We start from the raw sequence: 17,937 nt of genomic DNA, 5'->3' as shown, positions 1-17,937 counted from the left end.
CGTCAGCAGCGGAGGACCGCCATCGTCAGCGGCCTGATGTCCGACGCCCACACCTGGAACCTGGTGTTCCTCCAGCTGCTGATCGAGGAACTCGGACTCGATGTGGTCAACCTCGGGCCCTGCGTTCCCGTCGAACTCCTGGTGCGCGAATGCCACGTGCGACAGCCTGCGTTGATCGCACTCAGCAGCGTCAACGGCCACGGATACCAGGACGGGCTCCAGGAGATTGCCGCGCTACGAGCTTGCGCGGCACTGACCGACACTCCCATTGTGATCGGCGGAAAACTCGGAGTGTCCGACATCGGCCGAACCGACCGCGCGATCGAGTTGCTGAAAGCGGGCTTCGATGCCGTATACGACGACCACGCCGACGATGCAGCGAGATTTCGCAGCCTCGTCTCCTCACTGGCGGTGATCGAGTCGTGAGCTTCGGAGATTTCGTTCGGCGCCAGCACGAGGCAGGCACCTTGGTCGTGCAGCCTCGGATGGGTCTCCCTGACCCGTTCCTGATGCGGCAGGGCTTGGTCGCGACGAATCAGGCCGCGGCCACCACCGTGGGCACCATCACACTCGACAGTTACACACGGGTTGGAGATTTGGAGTCAGCAGCCCGAGCGGTACGCGACGGCCTCGACCTCAACGGCTATCCGATCATCACTCACGGCCCCCACGTGACGCGGGATATGATCGAGGACATCGGTACGGACGAATTCCCTATTCAAGTCAGGCACGGCTCCGCAAAACCCGTGGGGATTGTCGACGCAATGCGCCGATCCGGACTGAACGCCACCGAGGGTGGACCGGTCTCCTATTGCCTGCCTTACGGCCGCACAGGACTCGACGAATCGCTCCGCGAGTGGACCCGGGCCTGCCGAGCTTTGATCGAAGTGCGCAGCTCAAGCGTCGAACCTCACTTGGAAACCTTCGGCGGATGCATGATGGGGCAGCTGTGCCCGCCGAGCCTGCTGATAGCCATCAGCGTGCTGGAGGCACTGTACTTCCGATCTTTGGGCTTCAGGTCAGTATCAGTCAGCTACGCACAGCAGACCAACGCTGAGCAAGACCGTGAGGCGATCTCCTCGCTCCGGAAGCTTTGTGCCGACTTGTTGCCGGACGTCGAATGCCATACGGTCATCTATGCCTACATGGGCATGTACCCCCGTACCGCATCCGGAGCACGGAGCTTGCTGGCCAACGCAGCCCGCCTCGCCGTCGTCACGGGCTCAGAACGACTGATCGTCAAAACTGTCGCCGAGGCGCACCGCCTGCCTACTGTCGCAGAGAACGTCGACGCCCTTGAGCTTGCAGCCGCCGTGGCCGCGGGCCGCATGGACACGGCCGCTACTGGTTCCGGCTATGAACTGGGCGAGGTCTATCACGAGGCGTACGCACTGGTCGACGCGGTCCTCAACATCGGACCCGACATAGGCCGGGCTTTGGTGACCGCAGTCAAGCGCGGCCTGCTGGACGTCCCATACTGCCTGCATCCCGACAACGCCGGGCGTAGCCGAAGCTACCTCGACAGCGATGGACGCCTCAGATGGGCAATGCTGGGTGCAATGCCATTACGTCATCTCGTAAGCCTTCCGACGGAACAGCAAGCTACAGCGGCGAGCCTCATCTCAGCGCTTTCCTACATTCAACGAACCTTCGACGCGGCCGCGATCGAGGGACGAGGTGATGCCATAACCATGCACCGGCTCACGAAAGACAGCCAACAATGACGCCAACAAAGCGACTCGCCGACCAGTCCGCGAGTCTTTGCGCACTCCCGTTCCAACACGTCGATCTCCCCGACCTGTTCTACATCCATGAGATCAGTGGCTCTGTCCTCCATTTCTCTTCGATCGCTCGCAGCCTGGCTAAGCACCGCAATGTCATCGGCATACAGTGCATCGGGCTCAACGCCGGCTTCACCGCTGACCGGACGATCGAGGAAATGGCCGATCGCTACCTGACCGTGCTCGACCGTCGAGGTTCCTCATCCTCATACGACATCGTCGGCTACTCGATGGGCGGGCTCATCGCTTGGGAGATGGCTTGCCGGCTGCTCGAGGCAGGGAAACCTGTTCGGCTTCTGGGCCTCGTCGATCCGCCGGTCCCCGGCTCGCTGGGCCCTCTTGACGAGGCACGCGTGGTGCGGATGATGGCCCGGACGCTGCGGGTCGGAGCCGTCCTCACCGCGGAGACTGAAGACGCCAACGAACTCCTGGCACGCCTGGTCGCCGGAGCCCGGTCCGCAGGAACGGTCCCGGCCAGCTGCACCGTCGACGACTTCCGACCCGCCGTCGCCCTTCAGTTGATCAACGGCAGGGCTGCCGAGATCTACCGGCCCAGAAAGATCTATCCCGCGGACATGCGGCTGCTCAGTGCTGGGCTGGATACGCTAGCCGACAAAGTCGATGGCTGGAAACCATTCGTCGCAGGACACATTGAGGGCGAAGCAATAGATGCCGACCACTTCTCTCTTTTCCACGGCGAAGGCATGAAAGCGCTGACATCTGCCATCGAACGATGGGTGTGCTGAGGCCGCTTCCGACTCACGAACGAAGGACCGATGCCAAGATCTAACCAACCATCACGCTGTTTCCCCGGCGAGATATTCAGCCAAGTCTGCCGGAGTCGGACGCTGAAACACCACTCCGGCTGGGACGTCGACGCCCCAGACATCTCGGATACGGCTGAGCAGTCTGGCGACGACGAGAGAATGGCCGCCCAGTGCGAAGAATCCGTCGGTAGCTCCGACTTCGGAGATACCGAGCAGCTCCGCGAATACTTCACACAGAGCCTCTTCGTCACTGTTTCCAGGAGGCCGTCCTCGTGTCGCCGCCGGCTCGGGGGCAGGAAGGGCACTGCGGTTCAGCTTGCCGTTCGGCAACAGCGGCAAAGACGGGAGGGGGACGACTGCCGCGGGCACCATGAATTCCGGCAGGACGTCTGCGGCGAGGCGGCGCAACGCCGTCGCGTCGATCTCTGTGTCCGAAGCTGCGACGACATAGGCCACGATCTTCTTTTCGCCGGGCAAGTCTTCTCGGACAGTCGCCACCACTTGGCGCACAGCGGTGTCGCGAGCCAACGCCGCCTCGATCTCGCCGAGCTCTATCCGGAACCCGCGTATCTTCACTTGTCCGTCGCTGCGGCCCAGGAATTCAAGCTGCCCGTCGACCCGCCACCGTACGAGGTCGCCTGTGCGGTACATCCGCGAACCCGGCGCGCCGAACGGGCAGGCGACGAAACGCTCGGCCGTATGTGCGGGCATTCCCAGATACCCCCGCGCCAGCCCAACGCCCGCTAAGTACAACTCACCCGCGGCACCTGGCGGCATCAGCTCCAGACTGGCTCCGAGTACGTAGACCGAGGTCCCGCCGACCGGGTGTCCGATCGGTACCTGTCGCATGTCGTGAGACCCCGGCAGAGGCTCGCTCAGGGTGGCCGCGATCGTAGCCTCAGTCGGCCCGTAGCCGTTGACCATTCGTCGGCCCCGCGCCCAGATGGCCGCCTGCCGAGGCGGGCATGCCTCCCCTCCGGTGACAATCGTCAACCCTGCGGGCAGCTGTCCGGGGTCCAGCGTCGCAAGTACGGCTGGCGGAAGGTATGCGTGGGACACCCGTTGCCGGGCGATGACTTCGGCTATTGGCGCACCGGCCCGCAATCGGTCGACCGGAGCCAGGACCAGCGCTGCGCCGGCCGCGAACGCCTGGCAGAACTCGGCGACCGCCGCGTCGAAGCTGATCGTCGCGAACTGGAGGACACGCGACCGAGCCGTGATTCCAAGAACGCGGACCATGGTCTCGGCCAGAGAACTGATCCCGGCGTGCGAAACGACCACCCCCTTGGGGGTGCCAGTGGACCCGGATGTGTACACGACATAGGCCGTGTTCCTGACTTCCGGCGAGGAAATCCTCTCGTCGTCGGACAGGTTGCGATCGGCATGTTCCGCGAGCTCGGCCTTCTGCGACATGTCGTCAAGGGCAAGGAACGACGCCCCGGAGTCCATCGAGGCGGCCTGTGCGCGAGTGGTCACCTCAAGCACAGGACGGGCATCCCGCAACACACGGGAGATCCGCTCTTCCGGATGCGTCGGGTCAAGAGGCAGGAATGCCGCACCCGACTTGGCGATCGCCAGTACCGCGATCACCAGCTCCGCGGACCGCGGCACTCGCAGTGCCACCAGCTGTTCGGGTCCACAGCCCCGGGCTACCAGCTCGCGGGCCAGCCGATTCGCCTCGGTATTCAGTTCCGCATAGGTGAGCGACTGGTCCTCGAGGACGACGGCCGTCGCCCCCGGTGTGGCGGCCGCGCGGCGCTCGAACAGCTCATGGAGAAGGCATGGCTCTGCACCTGGGGCGACGCCCTGCCACTCGATCAATAGCCGGCGGCGTTCAGCAGCGGAGAGGACATTCAAGGTCTTTAGCGGTCGATCCGGGTCCGATAGCGCGTCTTCGAACAACCGAACCAGGCGGAGCAGCATAGACCGCGCGGTCTCCCGGTCGAAGAGGTCCGTCGCGAATTCGAGTTCGAAATCCATGCCCGCAGGCGCGCCGTCACCGGTGCGCGCTTCCCGGTAGTCGAAGAACAGATCGAACTTCGCGTTACCGCTGTATTCATGGTCAAGCCGAGCGACCAGCCGTCCGAAGTCCGGAACAGCGGGCAGCTCTCTGCCCGATCCCACTGATACCCGGAACAGCGGGTTCGAGAAGTGCGTGCGCACCGGATTGACGATTTCGACCACGCGCTCGAACGGCACATCCTGATGGGCGTAGCCGAGTAGATTGCGGTGCCGGACCCGGCCGACCAGTTGCCGAAACGTCGGATCGCCTGCGGTGCTGATCCTTACGACCAGGGTGTTGACGAAGAAGCCTATCAATTCGTGGAGGCTCTCATCGGATCGGCCGGTGATCGGCACGCCGACGGGGATGTCCGTCCCGGCTCCCAGACTCGTGAGAAGCGCCGCCACTCCTGCCTGGACCACGACGAACACCGTAGTGCCTTGCTGCCGAGCCAGGGCGACGAGCCGCCGGTGCAGCTCGGTGCCGCCCGTGGTCGACACCAGGTCTCCGCGGCGGCTAGGAACCGCGGGAAGGGCGCGGTCCGCAGGGAGTTCCAGATGTTCAGGAACTCCGGCCAGCGTTTCTTTCCAGAATCCAAGCTGCTTGCTGATCTCGCTGTCGGGATCGTCTTGCGAACCGAGCACGTCCCACTGCCATACCGCGTAGTCGGCGTATGTCACCGGAAGAGGCTTCCAGGTCGGCTTCGCGCCGCGACAGCGGGCAGCGTAAGCGGTTCCGAGGTCGCGGAGCAACAGACGGGTCGACCAGCCGTCCACGGCGATGTGGTGCAACAACAGGACGAGGACGCTCTCCTGTGGGCCAACTCCGAACAACCACGCCTTGAACGGGTGTTCGGCAGCCAAGTCGAAGACGTACTTGATCGCCGAGGCGATGGCGTCCGGCACCTCGCTGGGCGGACAGCTCACCACTTCGATGTCAGGCTTCGCCGTTTCGGCGTCGACTATGTGCTGGTACGGCTCCCCGTCTTTCTCAGGGAGCAGAGTGCGGAGGGGGGCATGCCTGGCTACTAGATCGGCGAGGGCATCATCCAGCGCGGCAAGATCGATCACCCCCGTCAGGTGGATGCGGAACGGGACATTATAGACGGAACTCGGCTCAGCTCGGTTCAGGAACCACAGCCGCTGCTGAACGGGAGACAGAGGAATCACGGGTTGTCCTCGTCTGTCATCGGAGGACTCGCGCCCTCCGCGCTGAATGCCACGTCGGCGTTCCTCGTCATCGCCGTCGACAGCGGGAGGATCGCCAGCTCGCCTGCCATGAACTGCAGCATCAGGTCGAATACACCCCACGGCGTCGGGGTTCGGGCATTTCTAGCCAAGGTACTGATCACCGCGGATCGTCGCGCCTGCGTCGTGCCGGGCGAACCACCGCGAGTACATGGGTTCAGCCCCCTCCAGGGCCCCGAAGCAGGGCCTCGCTGCGAGCCTCTGCCAGCGAGGTCCCCGATTTCCCATATGCAGAGCCGAGAATCACCCCCTCGCACGGTCACTGGGCGCCTAGCTCGGCGCGGATCGCGCTTCCCGCGTCGGCGGTCGACAGCGTGCCGCCCAGATCCGGCGTGCACCTGCCGCTGAGTGTCGCGGCCTCGACGGCTTTGCGCACGGCTGCGGCTTCGGCCAGGTGGCCCCGGCGTTCCAACAGGAGCGCACCGCTGAGCACGGCGCCGACCGGATTGGCGGTTCCCGTGCCTGCGATGTCCGGAGCCGCCCCGTGAACCGGCTCGAACAGCCCGGCGCCGCTGAACGGATTGATGTTCGCCGACGCGGCGGTACCCAACCCTCCGGCGATCTCGGCAGCGATGTCGCTGAGGATGTCGCCGTAGGAATTGTTCGTGACGATGACATCGAACTGGGCAGGGTTCGACACCAGCTTCATCGCGGCAGCATCCACGTACTCGTGTGTGGCCAGAACGCTCGGGTGCCGTTGCTTCGCCTCGGCCCAACAACGTTGCCATAGCTGTCCGCCGAACCGAACCGCATTGGACTTGTCGACCATGCACACGCCGGTCCGCGCGATGGCGAACGCGTAGTCGAGGGTCCGCGCCACGCCATGGCAGGTGCTCACCTCCACGTCCATCGCGACTTCCTGCCCAGTACCGGCCCGCAGCGTTCCGCCGACCCCGGCGTAGAGCCCTTCGGTGTTCTCACGTACGACGACGCAATCGATATCCCGGGACATCCCCGCGTGGAGGGGGCTGAGGCGTTGGTGGAGCAGACGGGCAGGCCGGTGGTTGATGAAGAGGTCCAATTCCGTGCGCAGGCGCAGCAGGACACCGCGCGCGTACGACGTCCCATCAGTCCTCGGATCACCGATTGCGCCGAGCAGCACCGTGCCGCTGTGGCGGATCCGCTTCAAATCGTCGTCGTCCAGCGATGACCCTGTCCGCATAAATGCCTCGGCGTTGATATGGTCGAATTTCTCGAAGGAAAGACCTACGCGCAATGCATCGAGTGTCGCAACAGCTTCATCAGTCACTTCGGGTCCGATGCCGTCGCCCGGAATGACGATTACCGGTTCCATCCGTCTACTCCTTGCCGGAAAGCTGCTCGGAAGCGGCCCGGATAGTCTGCAGGGAACGATTGAAGGCGACACGCACGTAGCGCCGTCCTCGATCGAGATCGGAGAAGAACGCTGTCCCCGGTACCACCAGAACGCCGTTATGGTCCAATAGCTGGCGGCAATAGGCTGGGCTGTCGAGTTCGGTGGCATCGGAGATGTCAGCGAACACGAAGCAACCGCCGTCAGCGGGTCGGAATGTCAGGCCGAGGTCTCGCAGCATCTGCTGGACGAGGTCCCTGCGCTGGGCTAGACCAGCCGCCGGGTCCCACTCGGAACTGCCGAGAATCCCGGAGGAACCGACAGCGCGCTGGAGCGGCGCGGCAGTGCCGTTGGTCGTAACCTCGTGGACGCGCCGCAGAACCGCCGTCCGTTCGGCATCGGCACGAAGGTAGCCGACTCGCCAGCCGCTGATCGCCAAATTCTTCGACAATGAACCGACGACGATGCTGTGCTGACGCAGGCTCAGCCGATCGGCAGCGGACACGTGCTCCCGTCCGTCGAAGGTCAGGCCGGCATAGCATTCGTCACTGATCACGGTGACGCCCCAACGTTCGACATGTGTGCCGATCTCGTCGAGTTCTTCGGCGGTGAACATCCTGCCAGTCGGATTTGACGGGCTGTTCAGCATCACCGCACGGGTGCGCGGGCCGAAAGCCGCCGCCAATTCTCCCGGGTCCCAGCTCCAGTCTCCAGGTCGCAGTCGCACGATCCGAGGCGTCCCGCCTGCCAAGGCCACCGCATCCGCGAAAATCTCGTAGAAAGGTTCCAGCAGAACGACTTCGTCGCCGGGATCGACGACCGCGAACAGCGCCACGCACAAGGCCTCGGTGGCGCCGGCAGTGACGGTCACCTCCGTCTCCGCGTCAGTCTGCACTGCGAAGCCACGCGCTATCTCCTCGCGCAGCCTCAGGTTTCCACGAGGATCCTCATATTGATTGTGGGGCCCGAACAGCATGCGGGCTGCCTCGTGAAGCAGCGCGGGAGGCGTGTCGGGATAAGCGGGACTGCCCACCGCCAGGTCGACGGCACCGATCCGGCGGGCCATCGAGTACAGTTCGGCCAGCGCACTCCCGCGAAGCTTCTCCGCACGACGGGACGAGAACACAGTCTGGCTCCGGTTCTTCCCCTGCACCGCGGCGATCACGTCTCCGCTCCGGCCGTGGCGGAGGACAAGCCGCTGAGACATCCCGGGTGGAGTTTCGGGAGCCATTCCGCACGTGTCTTCTCATGCGCGACGATCGCAGTCTCGTCAGCGAGGGTTTCGGAGATCTCGTCGCGGCCGTTGAGCAGCAATCGGCGCGCACGTTCATCAACGTCGAAGGAAAAGGCGCGGCCGCCCGCGGCCAGCTCGCACTTCTCCAGATCCACGGCGATCCGGAACTCCGCATCGGCCTCGACACGGCAAGTCAGCCATTCAAGCTCGTCCAAGGGCAGCGCGATCGCCATCAGGCCGTTCTTCCAGGCGTTACGCTGGAAGATGTCGCCATAGCTCGCCGCGACGACGACGTCGAAACCCCAGTCGCGCAGAGCCCAGACAGCGTGCTCCCGCGAGCTGCCCGTACCGAAGTTGCGGGAAGCCAGCAGTGTCGATGCTCCCGCCGCGGCGGGAGTGTTCAGCACGAAACCCGGTTCGGTGCGCCAGTGCGCGAACAACGCATCGGCATAACCCGATTTGGTCAGCCGCTTGCAGTACTCCGCCGGAATGATTTGGTCTGTGTCGATGTCGCTCCGTCCCAGGACGACGGCGCGACCCTCGTGTCGGACCACGGGGATCATAGAATCTCCTCAGGAAAGATCGTTCCTTGCCGACAGCCGCCCGTTGACAGCAGTGGCGGCCGCGACTTCGGGCGACACCAGGTGCGTCCGGGCGTTCGTTCCCTGGCGCCCCTCATAGTTGCGGTTCGACGTCGAAGCAACCCGCTCACCTCGCTGGAGCCGGTCCGTGTTCATGCCCATGCACATCGAGCACCCGGACAGGCGCCACTCGGCACCCGCGGCGAGGAACACCTCGTGCAGGCCCTCGGCTTCTGCGACCGCACGGACCTGCATGGAACCGGGCACAACCAGCATGCGCAGGCCCTCCGCGACCTTGCGACCGCGCATGACGTCCGCCGCGGCCCGCAGGTCCTCCACACGGCCGTTGGTGCAGGAGCCGAGGAAGACGACGTCGATGGGGACGTCGCGCATCTCAGTACCCGGTCGCAGCTTCATGTACTCCAGTGCCCGGCGTGCAGCCGCCCGTTCCGCGGGATCGGCGAACCCGTCCGGGTCCGGGACCCGCCCCTCGATCGGCACGGCCTGGCCGGGATGAGTGCCCCACGTGACGAAGGGTGTGAGTTCGGAGACATCGAGCGTCACTGAACGATCGAACGACGCGTCAGGTGCGCTTCTCAACGAGCGCCAGTATTCGACGGCGGCGTCCCATTGGCCGCCCACCGGGGAGCACGGCCGGCCCCGAAGGTACTCGAAGGTGACGTCATCGGGGGCAATGAGCCCCGCTCTGGCGCCCGCCTCGACACTCATGTTGCAGATCGTCAACCGCCCCTCCATGGTGAGCTGCTCGATAGCCGCCCCGCGGTATTCGATCACGTGACCCTGCGCACCGTTCGCGCCTATCCTCGCCACCAGCGCAAGGACGATATCCTTGGCGGTGATGCCAACCGGACTCGCTCCGGTGAAGTCGACAACCATTGTGCGAGGCCGACGAAGCGACAATGTCTGTGTGGCCAGGACATGCTCGACATCGCTTGTACCGACGCCGAAGGCGATCGCGCCGAACGCGCCGTGCGTCGAAGTATGGCTGTCACCGCAAACTACAGTCAACCCCGGCTGCACCAGCCCGAGTTCGGGAGCTACGACATGGACTATCCCCTGGCGCTCCGCACCGTGTTTCAGGTGCTCGATACCGTGCCGGTCGCAATTGCTGCGAAGTGCTTCGACCTGTGCACGGCCGAGTTCGTCTCGGAGCAGCAGACCGTCAGTCGGGACATTGTGGTCTTCCACGGCGAGCGTCAAGTCCTGACGACGCACTCGACGGTTCATCAGGCGCAAACCGTCGAAGGCCTGTGGAGAGCTGGCCTCGTGGATCAGGTGCAGGTCGACATAGAGGAGATCGGAGCCCTCCGCGGACCGGCTGACGACGTGGCTGTCCCAGATCCTGTCGATCAGTGTGCGTCCGGCAGTCACCGGGCCGCCTCCACGAGACGTTTTTCGATGACCGTCCGCAACTCGTCCAGTTCGATGCATTCGCCGCGGACCTGCTCAGCGATGTACGTCCGGTAGATCTCCTCCAGCAGCGGGTCACCTGCTTCCGCCGCAAAGCCGAACTGTTCCAGCACGTGCCGGACGATATTCCGCCCTGAATGCCGTCCGACCATGATCCGGCGCTCACGACCAAATAAAGAGGGCTCGACGAATTCGTAGGTTATCGGGTTGCGCAGAAGACCCGCCTGATGGATTCCTGCCTCGGTCGAAAAGGCGTTCTCACCGAAGATCGCTTTGTTCCGCGCCGCCACCGGACCAATCGCGGCACACAGCAGCTCATATACCGCGTACAGACCCTGCGTTTTGATTTCGCACGAGACGCCGAGTTGCTCGCCTTTGTATGCCAATACTGCAGCCAGCTCCTCCAGAGCTGTGTTGCCGGCGCGTTCGCCGATGCCAGCCAGAGTGGCCTGAACCTCGCCTGCCCCCGCGGCTATTCCGGCAAGGGCGTTCGCGAGAGACAAACCGAAGTCGTCATGACAATGCACGGAAACCCTCGCGGAACCGCCTGTCCAGTCCTTCACGCGTGCCACCATCCCGCCGAACTCCGCCGGATGCATGCAGCCCGTCGTGTCCGCGAGCACAACAGTGGCACCGCCCTCGCTGAGAGCCGACTCGATCAGCGATCGGAGCAAGTCGTCGCTGCCGCGGGAAGCGTCCTCGATGCCGAGGGATACGTCGCTGAAGCCTAACGAGGCCGCGAACCGGAAGCTGTCGGCGATCTCGCGGACCGCATCTCGCCGGGTTATGCCGCGCTTGTGCTCCAGGTGGATGTTGCTGCCGGTCGCCATGACTTGCAACTGGTGGTTGTCAACACCTCCGGCCTCGGCCGCAGCTTCAATATCGCTGCGCGTCGCCCGATTCAGGGTGGCGAACTTCGCGGAAGTGAGCGCCTTCGAGATCAGGCGGACCGACTCGAAGTCACTCGGGGACGACGCCGGGAAGCCCGCTTCGACCGTGGTGACGCCGACAGCTTCCAGCCCCCGGGCGATGGCGAGTTTCTGCTCCGGCGACATCGTGTTGCCCGGTGCCTGCTCGCCGTCCCGAAGCGTCGAATCGAAGACAGATATTCGTCGCAGATCCATGATCACTTATTCTCCTGTCGCATACTCGGCCGAGCAGTCCGCTACCAATGAAGGATATTCGCGAGCTCCTTCGATCGGTTATCCCGCACAGAAGGGCCTCGAATATTCAAGAAGTCAACTGCGATTCCTGGCCTCAAGCCGAGGACGCCGCCGCTTCGAAGTTCTTGAATCAGATTCAATATGAGCAGCCAAAGACGCGACAGTAGGATTCATGAACAGACTGGTGAGGTTGACGTCACTGTCGAGTTCCGCACACACTTTGGCCATCAGCCGGATAGCGAGAAGAGAGTGACCGCCCAACTCAAAGAAATTATCGTTGACTCCCACACCCGGATTGCCGAGCACTTCGGAGAACAGTTCGCGGAGAATCTTTTCGTTGGCGTTTTCAGGAATGTCCGCCTCGGAATTCGGCAGATAACGAGGACGAGGCAACGACCTGCGGTCGAGTTTTCCGTTGACCGTGCGCGGAAATTCTTCCAGAAACATGAAGGCGGCTGGGATCATGTAGCCAGGAAGCCGTTCGGCCAGGTGCCGCCGCAGCGCCTCGGCGTCCGCTCGCCGGCCGGGCGGGCAGACGATGTAGGCGACGAGCCTCTGGTCGCCCGGCTCGTCCTCACGCAACAACACGGCAGCCTGCAGAACAACCGGGAGGGTCGTCAGCATCGCCTCGATCTCGCCCGGCTCGATTCGGTAGCCGCGAAGTTTGACCTGCGCATCAGCGCGGCCGGCGAATTCGAGCAGGCCCTCGCCGGTCCACCGCACCAGATCGCCAGTACGGTACATCCGCGACCCGTCAGACCCGAACATGTTCGCGACGAAGCGCTCAGCGGTCGGCCCTGGCCGACCGAGGTAACCTCGCGCCAGCGCTACGCCAGCGACGTAAAGTTCACCCGGAACACCGGGCGGCACCGGGCGGAGCCGACTGTCCAGGACGTACACCTGCGTGTTCCAGAACGGGCGACCGATGGGAACAGGCCCGGCCTTCAGAACTGAGCCGGGCTCTACCTTGAAATCAGTACAGTTGACCGTCAGTTCAGTCGGCCCGTAGGCGTTGATCACGGTCGCCCGAGGATGACGTACTCGCCAATCGCGGATCGCCTCGCCGACAAGGTGCTCGCCTCCGAGAATGAGCATTCCGGAGGGGGAAGCAGAATCCGGCAATGCGTCAAGAACCGCCACCGTGCTAGGAGTCGCTTTCATGAAACTGGGTTGCGGAACACCCTTCAACGACTCCTCGTCGAGACCCGCCAAAGTAACATGACCGCCATTAACCAACGGAGTGAACAACGCGGTGACCGTCAAATCAAACGACAACGAAGAATGCACCACGGAACTCCCGGACGTATCAGGATAGACCGACCTCGCCCGAACCAGATACGCCCCCACCGAACGATGCTCCACCACCACGCCCTTGGGACGCCCAGTCGACCCCGAGGTGTAAATAACGTACGCCGCGGCACCCAGCGCGAACGGCGCGACCCGGTCACCCTCCCCCGGGTTCGCCACAGAGCGCCGCTCCAGATCACGCAGAGTCTCCGGCGCGTCCAGACACACCCCGACCCCGCCCAAGACACCCCCGCGCAGACCCACACTCGTCAGAACCAGCCGCGGCGCCGCATCAGCAAGCATGTACGCAACCCGATCAGCCGGATACTCCGGATCAATCGGAACATACGCCCCACCAGACTTCACCACCGCCAACATCGCCACCACGGCGTCGATCGACCGAGGCAACACAATCGCGACCAACTCTTCAGGACCCACACCAGAACCAATAAGAAACCAAGCCAACCGATTGACCCGGCAATTCAACTCCGCATAACTCAGACTCTCACCATCACACGAAATCGCCACCGCATCCGGACTCGACGCCACCTGCGCCTCAAACAACTCCCCCAATCCCACCTCATCCACCGCACGCGCCGTCTCATTCCACAACTCAACCACCCGCCGCCGACCCTCCGGGAGCAGCACGTCCACGTCGGAGATTCGGCTGTGCGGGACATCGACGAATGCATGCAGGACCTCGAGCAGTTGATCGGCGAGCGACTCAGCAGTGCCAGGGGCAAACAGGTCGGCGTTGAACTCCAGGACGCAGTCCAGCCCCCGGCCCGCGTTCGGCGAATCGCCTCGCTCGACGAAGCGGAACAGCAAATCGAACTTGGCCATCGCACTGTCGATCGTCTCCTCTGCGACCGTCACACCAGGCAGGGCGCCCAGTGCACGCACCGCGGCGCGCTCTTTGTCTTCGTTGAAGACGAGCCTGACCTGAAAGAGCGGGGTCCGGTTCGGAATCCGAGGAGGATTGAGCGCATCGACAACCGCCTCGAAGGGAACGTCCTGGTTGCTGTATGCGATCAAGTCGTCCTCTCGCACCCGTTCCAACAATTCGACCAACGTCGGATCGCCGCTCACGTCAGTGCGAAGGACAAGCGAGTTGATGAAATACCCGACAACATCGGCGAGTGCCTCGTCGGTGCGGCTGGTGACCGGGATGCCGAGCGGAATGTCGGTACCCGCGCCCAGCTTCGACAGGAGAACCGCCAGCCCTGCCTGCACCATCATGAACGGTGTAGCACCATGCGATCGAGCCAGGCTGATCATGCGCAAGTGCAGACCGGACGGAACTTCGAAGCGCACGGATCCGCATTTCGAGGCTGGTTTCTCCGGCCTCGCGAAGTCTCTCGGCAGTCGGATCTCTTCGGGGAGGTTCGCAAGAAGCCGCTTCCACGTGGCGAGCTGGCGACACATGAGGCTGCTCTCGTCCTTCTCGTCGCCCAGCACCTTCCACTGCCACAGGGCGACGTCCGGGTACTGAACAGGCGGCGAGGCCCATTCCGGCGCGGTTCCCCGGACTCGGGCCGCATAAGCTTCGGCCAGATCCTTGGCCGTCACGAGCATGGACACGCCGTCGCTGTTGATGTGATGAATCAGCAGCAGCAGGACGCACTCCTCCGGGGACACGACGAACAGCCAGCCGCGCGCCGGCAACTCGCTGCTCAAGTCGAACGCGTGCTCAGCGGCCGCGTTCAACTGGGCCGACACGCGCCCAGGACTGCTGTCCACGATCTCGAACGCCACATCCAGCTCTTGCGGATCAAGCACGGCCTGCCATGGTCCTTCGCTGTCTTCCACGATCATGGTGCGCAGGCTCTCGTGCCTGGCCACCACATCAACCAGCGCTTTATTCAGCGCGTCGTGGTCGAGCGGGCCAGTCAGCCGCGCAGCCAAGGGCACGTTGTAAGTCGGGCTGGGTCCAGTCGCCTGCTCGAGGATCCACAAGCCACGCTGGCTTGGGGAAAGCGGCAGGCGTGATCCTCGTTCTTGCGCCGTCACCGGTATCCGCGCCGCGCTCGCGCGCTCGAGTCTAGCCGCGAGCCCCGCGACCGTCGGAGTGTCGAAGAGGTTTCGCACCGACAGTTCGCGGCCGAAGATCGACCGAGCCCTGCTGACGAGGCGGATAGCAAGCAGAGAGTGTCCGCCGAGGTCGAAGAAGTTGTCGTGAACATCGACCTGGGGCAGGTCGAGGACTTCGGCGAACAGTCCGCAGAGGAGTTCTTCCCTTTGCGTTCGCGGTTCACGGCCGCCGGAATCGTGGAGGTACTCCGGAGCGGGAAGCGAGCTCCGGTCGAGCTTGCCGTTGGCAGTACGAGGCAACCGGGCCAGCACGACGATGGCCGCGGGGACCATGTAGTCGGGTAGCTGCGTGGCCAGATACTGCCGCAGGGCCCGAGGCTCGGGGACCCTGGCTGACGCCGCGACAAGGTAGGCAACCAGCCGTTGGTCCCCCCGGCGCTCTTCCCGCAACACAACGGTCGCTTCGGCGACATCAGGGTGCCCGGTGAGCATCGCCTCGATCTCGCCCGGCTCGATCCGGTGACCTCGGACCTTGATCTGCGCGTCGGCGCGGCCGGCGAATTCGAGCAGGCCCTCGCCGGTCCACCGCCCCAGGTCGCCAGTACGGTACATCCGCGACCCGACGGCGCCGAAAGGGCTTGCGAGAAAGCGCTCCGCGGTCAGACCCGCGCGTCCGAGGTACCCCCTGGCAAGCTGGACGCCGGCTAAGTAGATCTCTCCCACCACGCCCGAGTGGACCGGTCGGAGCCACCTGTCCAGGACGTACACCTGGGTGTTCCAGAACGGGCGGCCCACAGGCAGCTGGTCGTCGTCGAGAACCTTCTCCGGCGGCACCCAGTACTCAGTGCTGTTCACCGTGGCCTCGGTCGCCCCATAAACGTTGAGAACGGTCGCCCCCGGATGGTTCGATCGCCAGGATCTCAACATCTCCCCAGTCAGCGTCTCGCCTCCGAGAATCAGCATTCCGGAGGGGGAAGCAGAATCCGGCAATGCGTCAAGAACCGCCACCGTGCTAGGAGTCGCTTTCATGAAACTGGGTTGCGGAACACCCTTCAACGACTCCTCGTCGAGACCCGCCAAAGTAACATGACCGCCATTAACCAACGGAGTGAACAACGCGGTGACCGTCAAATCAAACGACAACGAAGAATGCACCACGGAACTCCCGGACGTATCAGGATAGACCGACCTCGCCCGAACCAGATACGCCCCCACCGAACGATGCTCCACCACCACGCCCTTGGGACGCCCAGTCGACCCCGAGGTGTAAATAACGTACGCCGCGGCACCCAGCGCGAACGGCGCGACCCGGTCACCCTCCCCCGGGTTCGCCACAGAGCGCCGCTCCAGATCACGCAGAGTCTCCGGCGCGTCCAGACACACCCCGACCCCGCCCAAGACACCCCCGCGCAGACCCACACTCGTCAGAACCAGCCGCGGCGCCGCATCAGCAAGCATGTACGCAACCCGATCAGCCGGATACTCCGGATCAATCGGAACATACGCCCCACCAGACTTCACCACCGCCAACATCGCCACCACGGCGTCGATCGACCGAGGCAACACAATCGCGACCAACTCTTCAGGACCCACACCAGAACCAATAAGAAACCAAGCCAACCGATTGACCCGGCAATTCAACTCCGCATAACTCAGACTCTCACCATCACACGAAATCGCCACCGCATCCGGACTCGACGCCACCTGCGCCTCAAACAACTCCCCCAATCCCACCTCATCCACCGCACGCGCCGTCTCATTCCACAACTCAACCACCCGCCGCCGACCCTCTTCGTCCAGCAGGTCTATCGATGCGAGCAGGCAGTCTGGGTCATCCGTCACCCGGTTCAGCAGGGTCTTTATCCAGTTCGCCCAGGCCTGCGCCAGGGAAGCCTCGAGGAGATCCGGTCGGTAGTGCAGCCGAAGCTCCAACCGGTCCCGGGGATCCACTACAAGGGTCAGCGGATAATGCGAGGCGTCCCGGTACGAGAAGTCCTGGAATTCCAGATCCCCGGTGTCGATCCCCAGGTCGTAACCGTTCATCGGGAAGTTGCCGAACGCCACGTTGGTGTCGAATAACGCGGACGGAGAACTCGCGAGCCGCTGAACGTCGGCCAGGCCGAGGTAGTCGTGCTCCGACAGTCCGGCTCGTTGCTCGTGAATACGGATCGCGAGGTCACGAAACGTGTCGCCGGGCTTGAGCTCCGCACGAACCGGCACCGTGTTGATCAGCAGTCCGATCATGTCCTCGACGCCCTCGAGCTCCGGCGGCCGGACCGTGACCGTGGTGCCGAAAACAACGTCGTCCCTGCCAGCATATCGGCTTAGGGTCAATGCCCACGCCGCCAGGATCAACGTGTTGACCGTGCATCCGTATGTTCGCGCCAGCCGCCGGAGTGCCGCGGTCGACTCCTCGGTCAGTTCCGCGGTGGCATCCGCCGGCTCCACGTCCCGGCGCTGTCCCCTGCCGGACACCACGCAGGTGGGCTCGTCGAAGCCCGCCAAGGTCTCCAGCCACAAAGCATCAGACTCGGTCCGGTCCCTGGTTCGGATCCAGTCCAGGTATTCGCGGAACGGCCGGGCCGGCGGCAGCTGGGCGACCTCGTTCGAGGCAGAGTAGAGCTGCACGAGTTCACGCATCAAGAGCATCTCCGACCAGCCGTCCATGAGGAGATGATGCGCAGTGATCAGCAAGACGTGACGTCGCTCGTTCTCCCGGATGAGCGTGAACCGCATCAGCGATTCACCGCCGATTTCCATCCCGCGCCGCCAGTCTTCCTCGATCACTCGCGGCGTCCCGCCCGCTTCCTCCGCCGTCACGATCGTCCATTCGGGAGGCACGGCTCGGCGGATCACTTGCACCGGCTCTCCCGATTTGCGGTACCGGAAGGTTGCCCGCAGGTTCGCGTGCCTGGCGAGCAGGGTGGCTGTCGCGTTCTCCAGCCGGGGCTGGTCGAGGTCTCCCACGAGGCGCACTGAGGTCTGAGTCAGGTACAGAGATCCGGACTCCTGCTCGTACAACGAGTGGAACAACAGGCCCTCCTGCAGCGGAGACAGCGGCAGGACTTCCTCGACAGGTGACGGTTGCATCGCTCTCTCCC

The 17,937-nt window shown here is 63.9% G+C and carries 11 protein-coding genes; 3 read left to right on the top strand and 8 right to left on the bottom strand.

Annotated features, from left to right (window positions below):
• Positions 1-36: 36 nt before the first annotated feature.
• Genes ACWGIC_RS05920 through ACWGIC_RS05910 form a run of 3 tightly spaced genes read left to right on the top strand, consistent with a single transcriptional unit; the run spans position 37 to position 2,527 of the window.
• Entirely contained in the window at positions 37-426 is a 390-nt protein-coding gene (locus ACWGIC_RS05920) for a cobalamin B12-binding domain-containing protein (protein ID WP_452074770.1), read from the top strand.
• Positions 423-1,724: a methylaspartate mutase gene (locus ACWGIC_RS05915; protein WP_452074769.1), complete on the top strand. Its 1,302-nt coding sequence runs from the start codon at positions 423-425 to the stop codon at positions 1,722-1,724. The genes ACWGIC_RS05920 and ACWGIC_RS05915 overlap by 4 nt, the downstream gene beginning before the upstream one ends.
• Positions 1,721-2,527, top strand: coding sequence for a thioesterase domain-containing protein (locus tag ACWGIC_RS05910; protein WP_452074768.1), 807 nt, complete (start codon positions 1,721-1,723; stop codon positions 2,525-2,527). The genes ACWGIC_RS05915 and ACWGIC_RS05910 overlap by 4 nt, the downstream gene beginning before the upstream one ends.
• A 51-nt stretch (positions 2,528-2,578) precedes the next feature.
• Here the strand turns inward: ACWGIC_RS05910 and ACWGIC_RS05905 are convergent, their stop codons facing one another.
• The 8 genes from ACWGIC_RS05905 to ACWGIC_RS05870 all read right to left on the bottom strand — a co-directional run bounded on the left by ACWGIC_RS05905 (position 2,579) and on the right by ACWGIC_RS05870 (position 17,926).
• Positions 2,579-5,719, bottom strand: coding sequence for a non-ribosomal peptide synthetase (locus tag ACWGIC_RS05905; RefSeq protein ID WP_452074767.1), 3,141 nt, complete (start codon positions 5,717-5,719; stop codon positions 2,579-2,581).
• Positions 5,716-5,841, bottom strand: a complete 126-nt coding sequence (locus ACWGIC_RS05900) for a hypothetical protein (protein WP_452074766.1) — start codon at positions 5,839-5,841, stop codon at positions 5,716-5,718. Before ACWGIC_RS05900 ends, ACWGIC_RS05905 begins: the two co-directional genes overlap by 4 nt.
• Positions 5,842-6,056: 215 nt before the next feature.
• Positions 6,057-7,091, bottom strand: a complete 1,035-nt coding sequence (locus tag ACWGIC_RS05895; protein ID WP_452074765.1) for an isocitrate/isopropylmalate dehydrogenase family protein — start codon at positions 7,089-7,091, stop codon at positions 6,057-6,059.
• A gap of 4 nt (positions 7,092-7,095) precedes the next feature.
• Positions 7,096-8,274, bottom strand: a complete 1,179-nt coding sequence (locus ACWGIC_RS05890) for a pyridoxal phosphate-dependent aminotransferase (RefSeq protein ID WP_452074764.1) — start codon at positions 8,272-8,274, stop codon at positions 7,096-7,098.
• Positions 8,271-8,906, bottom strand: coding sequence for a 3-isopropylmalate dehydratase small subunit (gene leuD / locus ACWGIC_RS05885; protein ID WP_452074763.1), 636 nt, complete (start codon positions 8,904-8,906; stop codon positions 8,271-8,273). The genes ACWGIC_RS05890 and leuD overlap by 4 nt, the downstream gene beginning before the upstream one ends.
• A gap of 9 nt (positions 8,907-8,915) precedes the next feature.
• Positions 8,916-10,316 carry a 3-isopropylmalate dehydratase large subunit gene (gene leuC, locus ACWGIC_RS05880; protein ID WP_452074762.1) on the bottom strand — a complete coding sequence of 467 codons (1,401 nt, stop codon included), beginning with the start codon at positions 10,314-10,316 and terminating at the stop codon, positions 8,916-8,918.
• Positions 10,313-11,479, bottom strand: coding sequence for a LeuA family protein (locus tag ACWGIC_RS05875; RefSeq protein ID WP_452074856.1), 1,167 nt, complete (start codon positions 11,477-11,479; stop codon positions 10,313-10,315). Before ACWGIC_RS05875 ends, leuC begins: the two co-directional genes overlap by 4 nt.
• A gap of 114 nt (positions 11,480-11,593) precedes the next feature.
• Positions 11,594-17,926, bottom strand: coding sequence for an amino acid adenylation domain-containing protein (locus ACWGIC_RS05870; protein WP_452074761.1), 6,333 nt, complete (start codon positions 17,924-17,926; stop codon positions 11,594-11,596).
• Between the last annotated feature and the right edge of the window lie 11 nt (positions 17,927-17,937).

The sequence above is a fragment of the Amycolatopsis sp. NPDC054798 genome, from assembly GCF_053611505.1.
The sequence above is the reverse complement of the archived record's forward strand: the minus strand, read 5'-3'. Positions and strand labels throughout refer to the sequence as shown.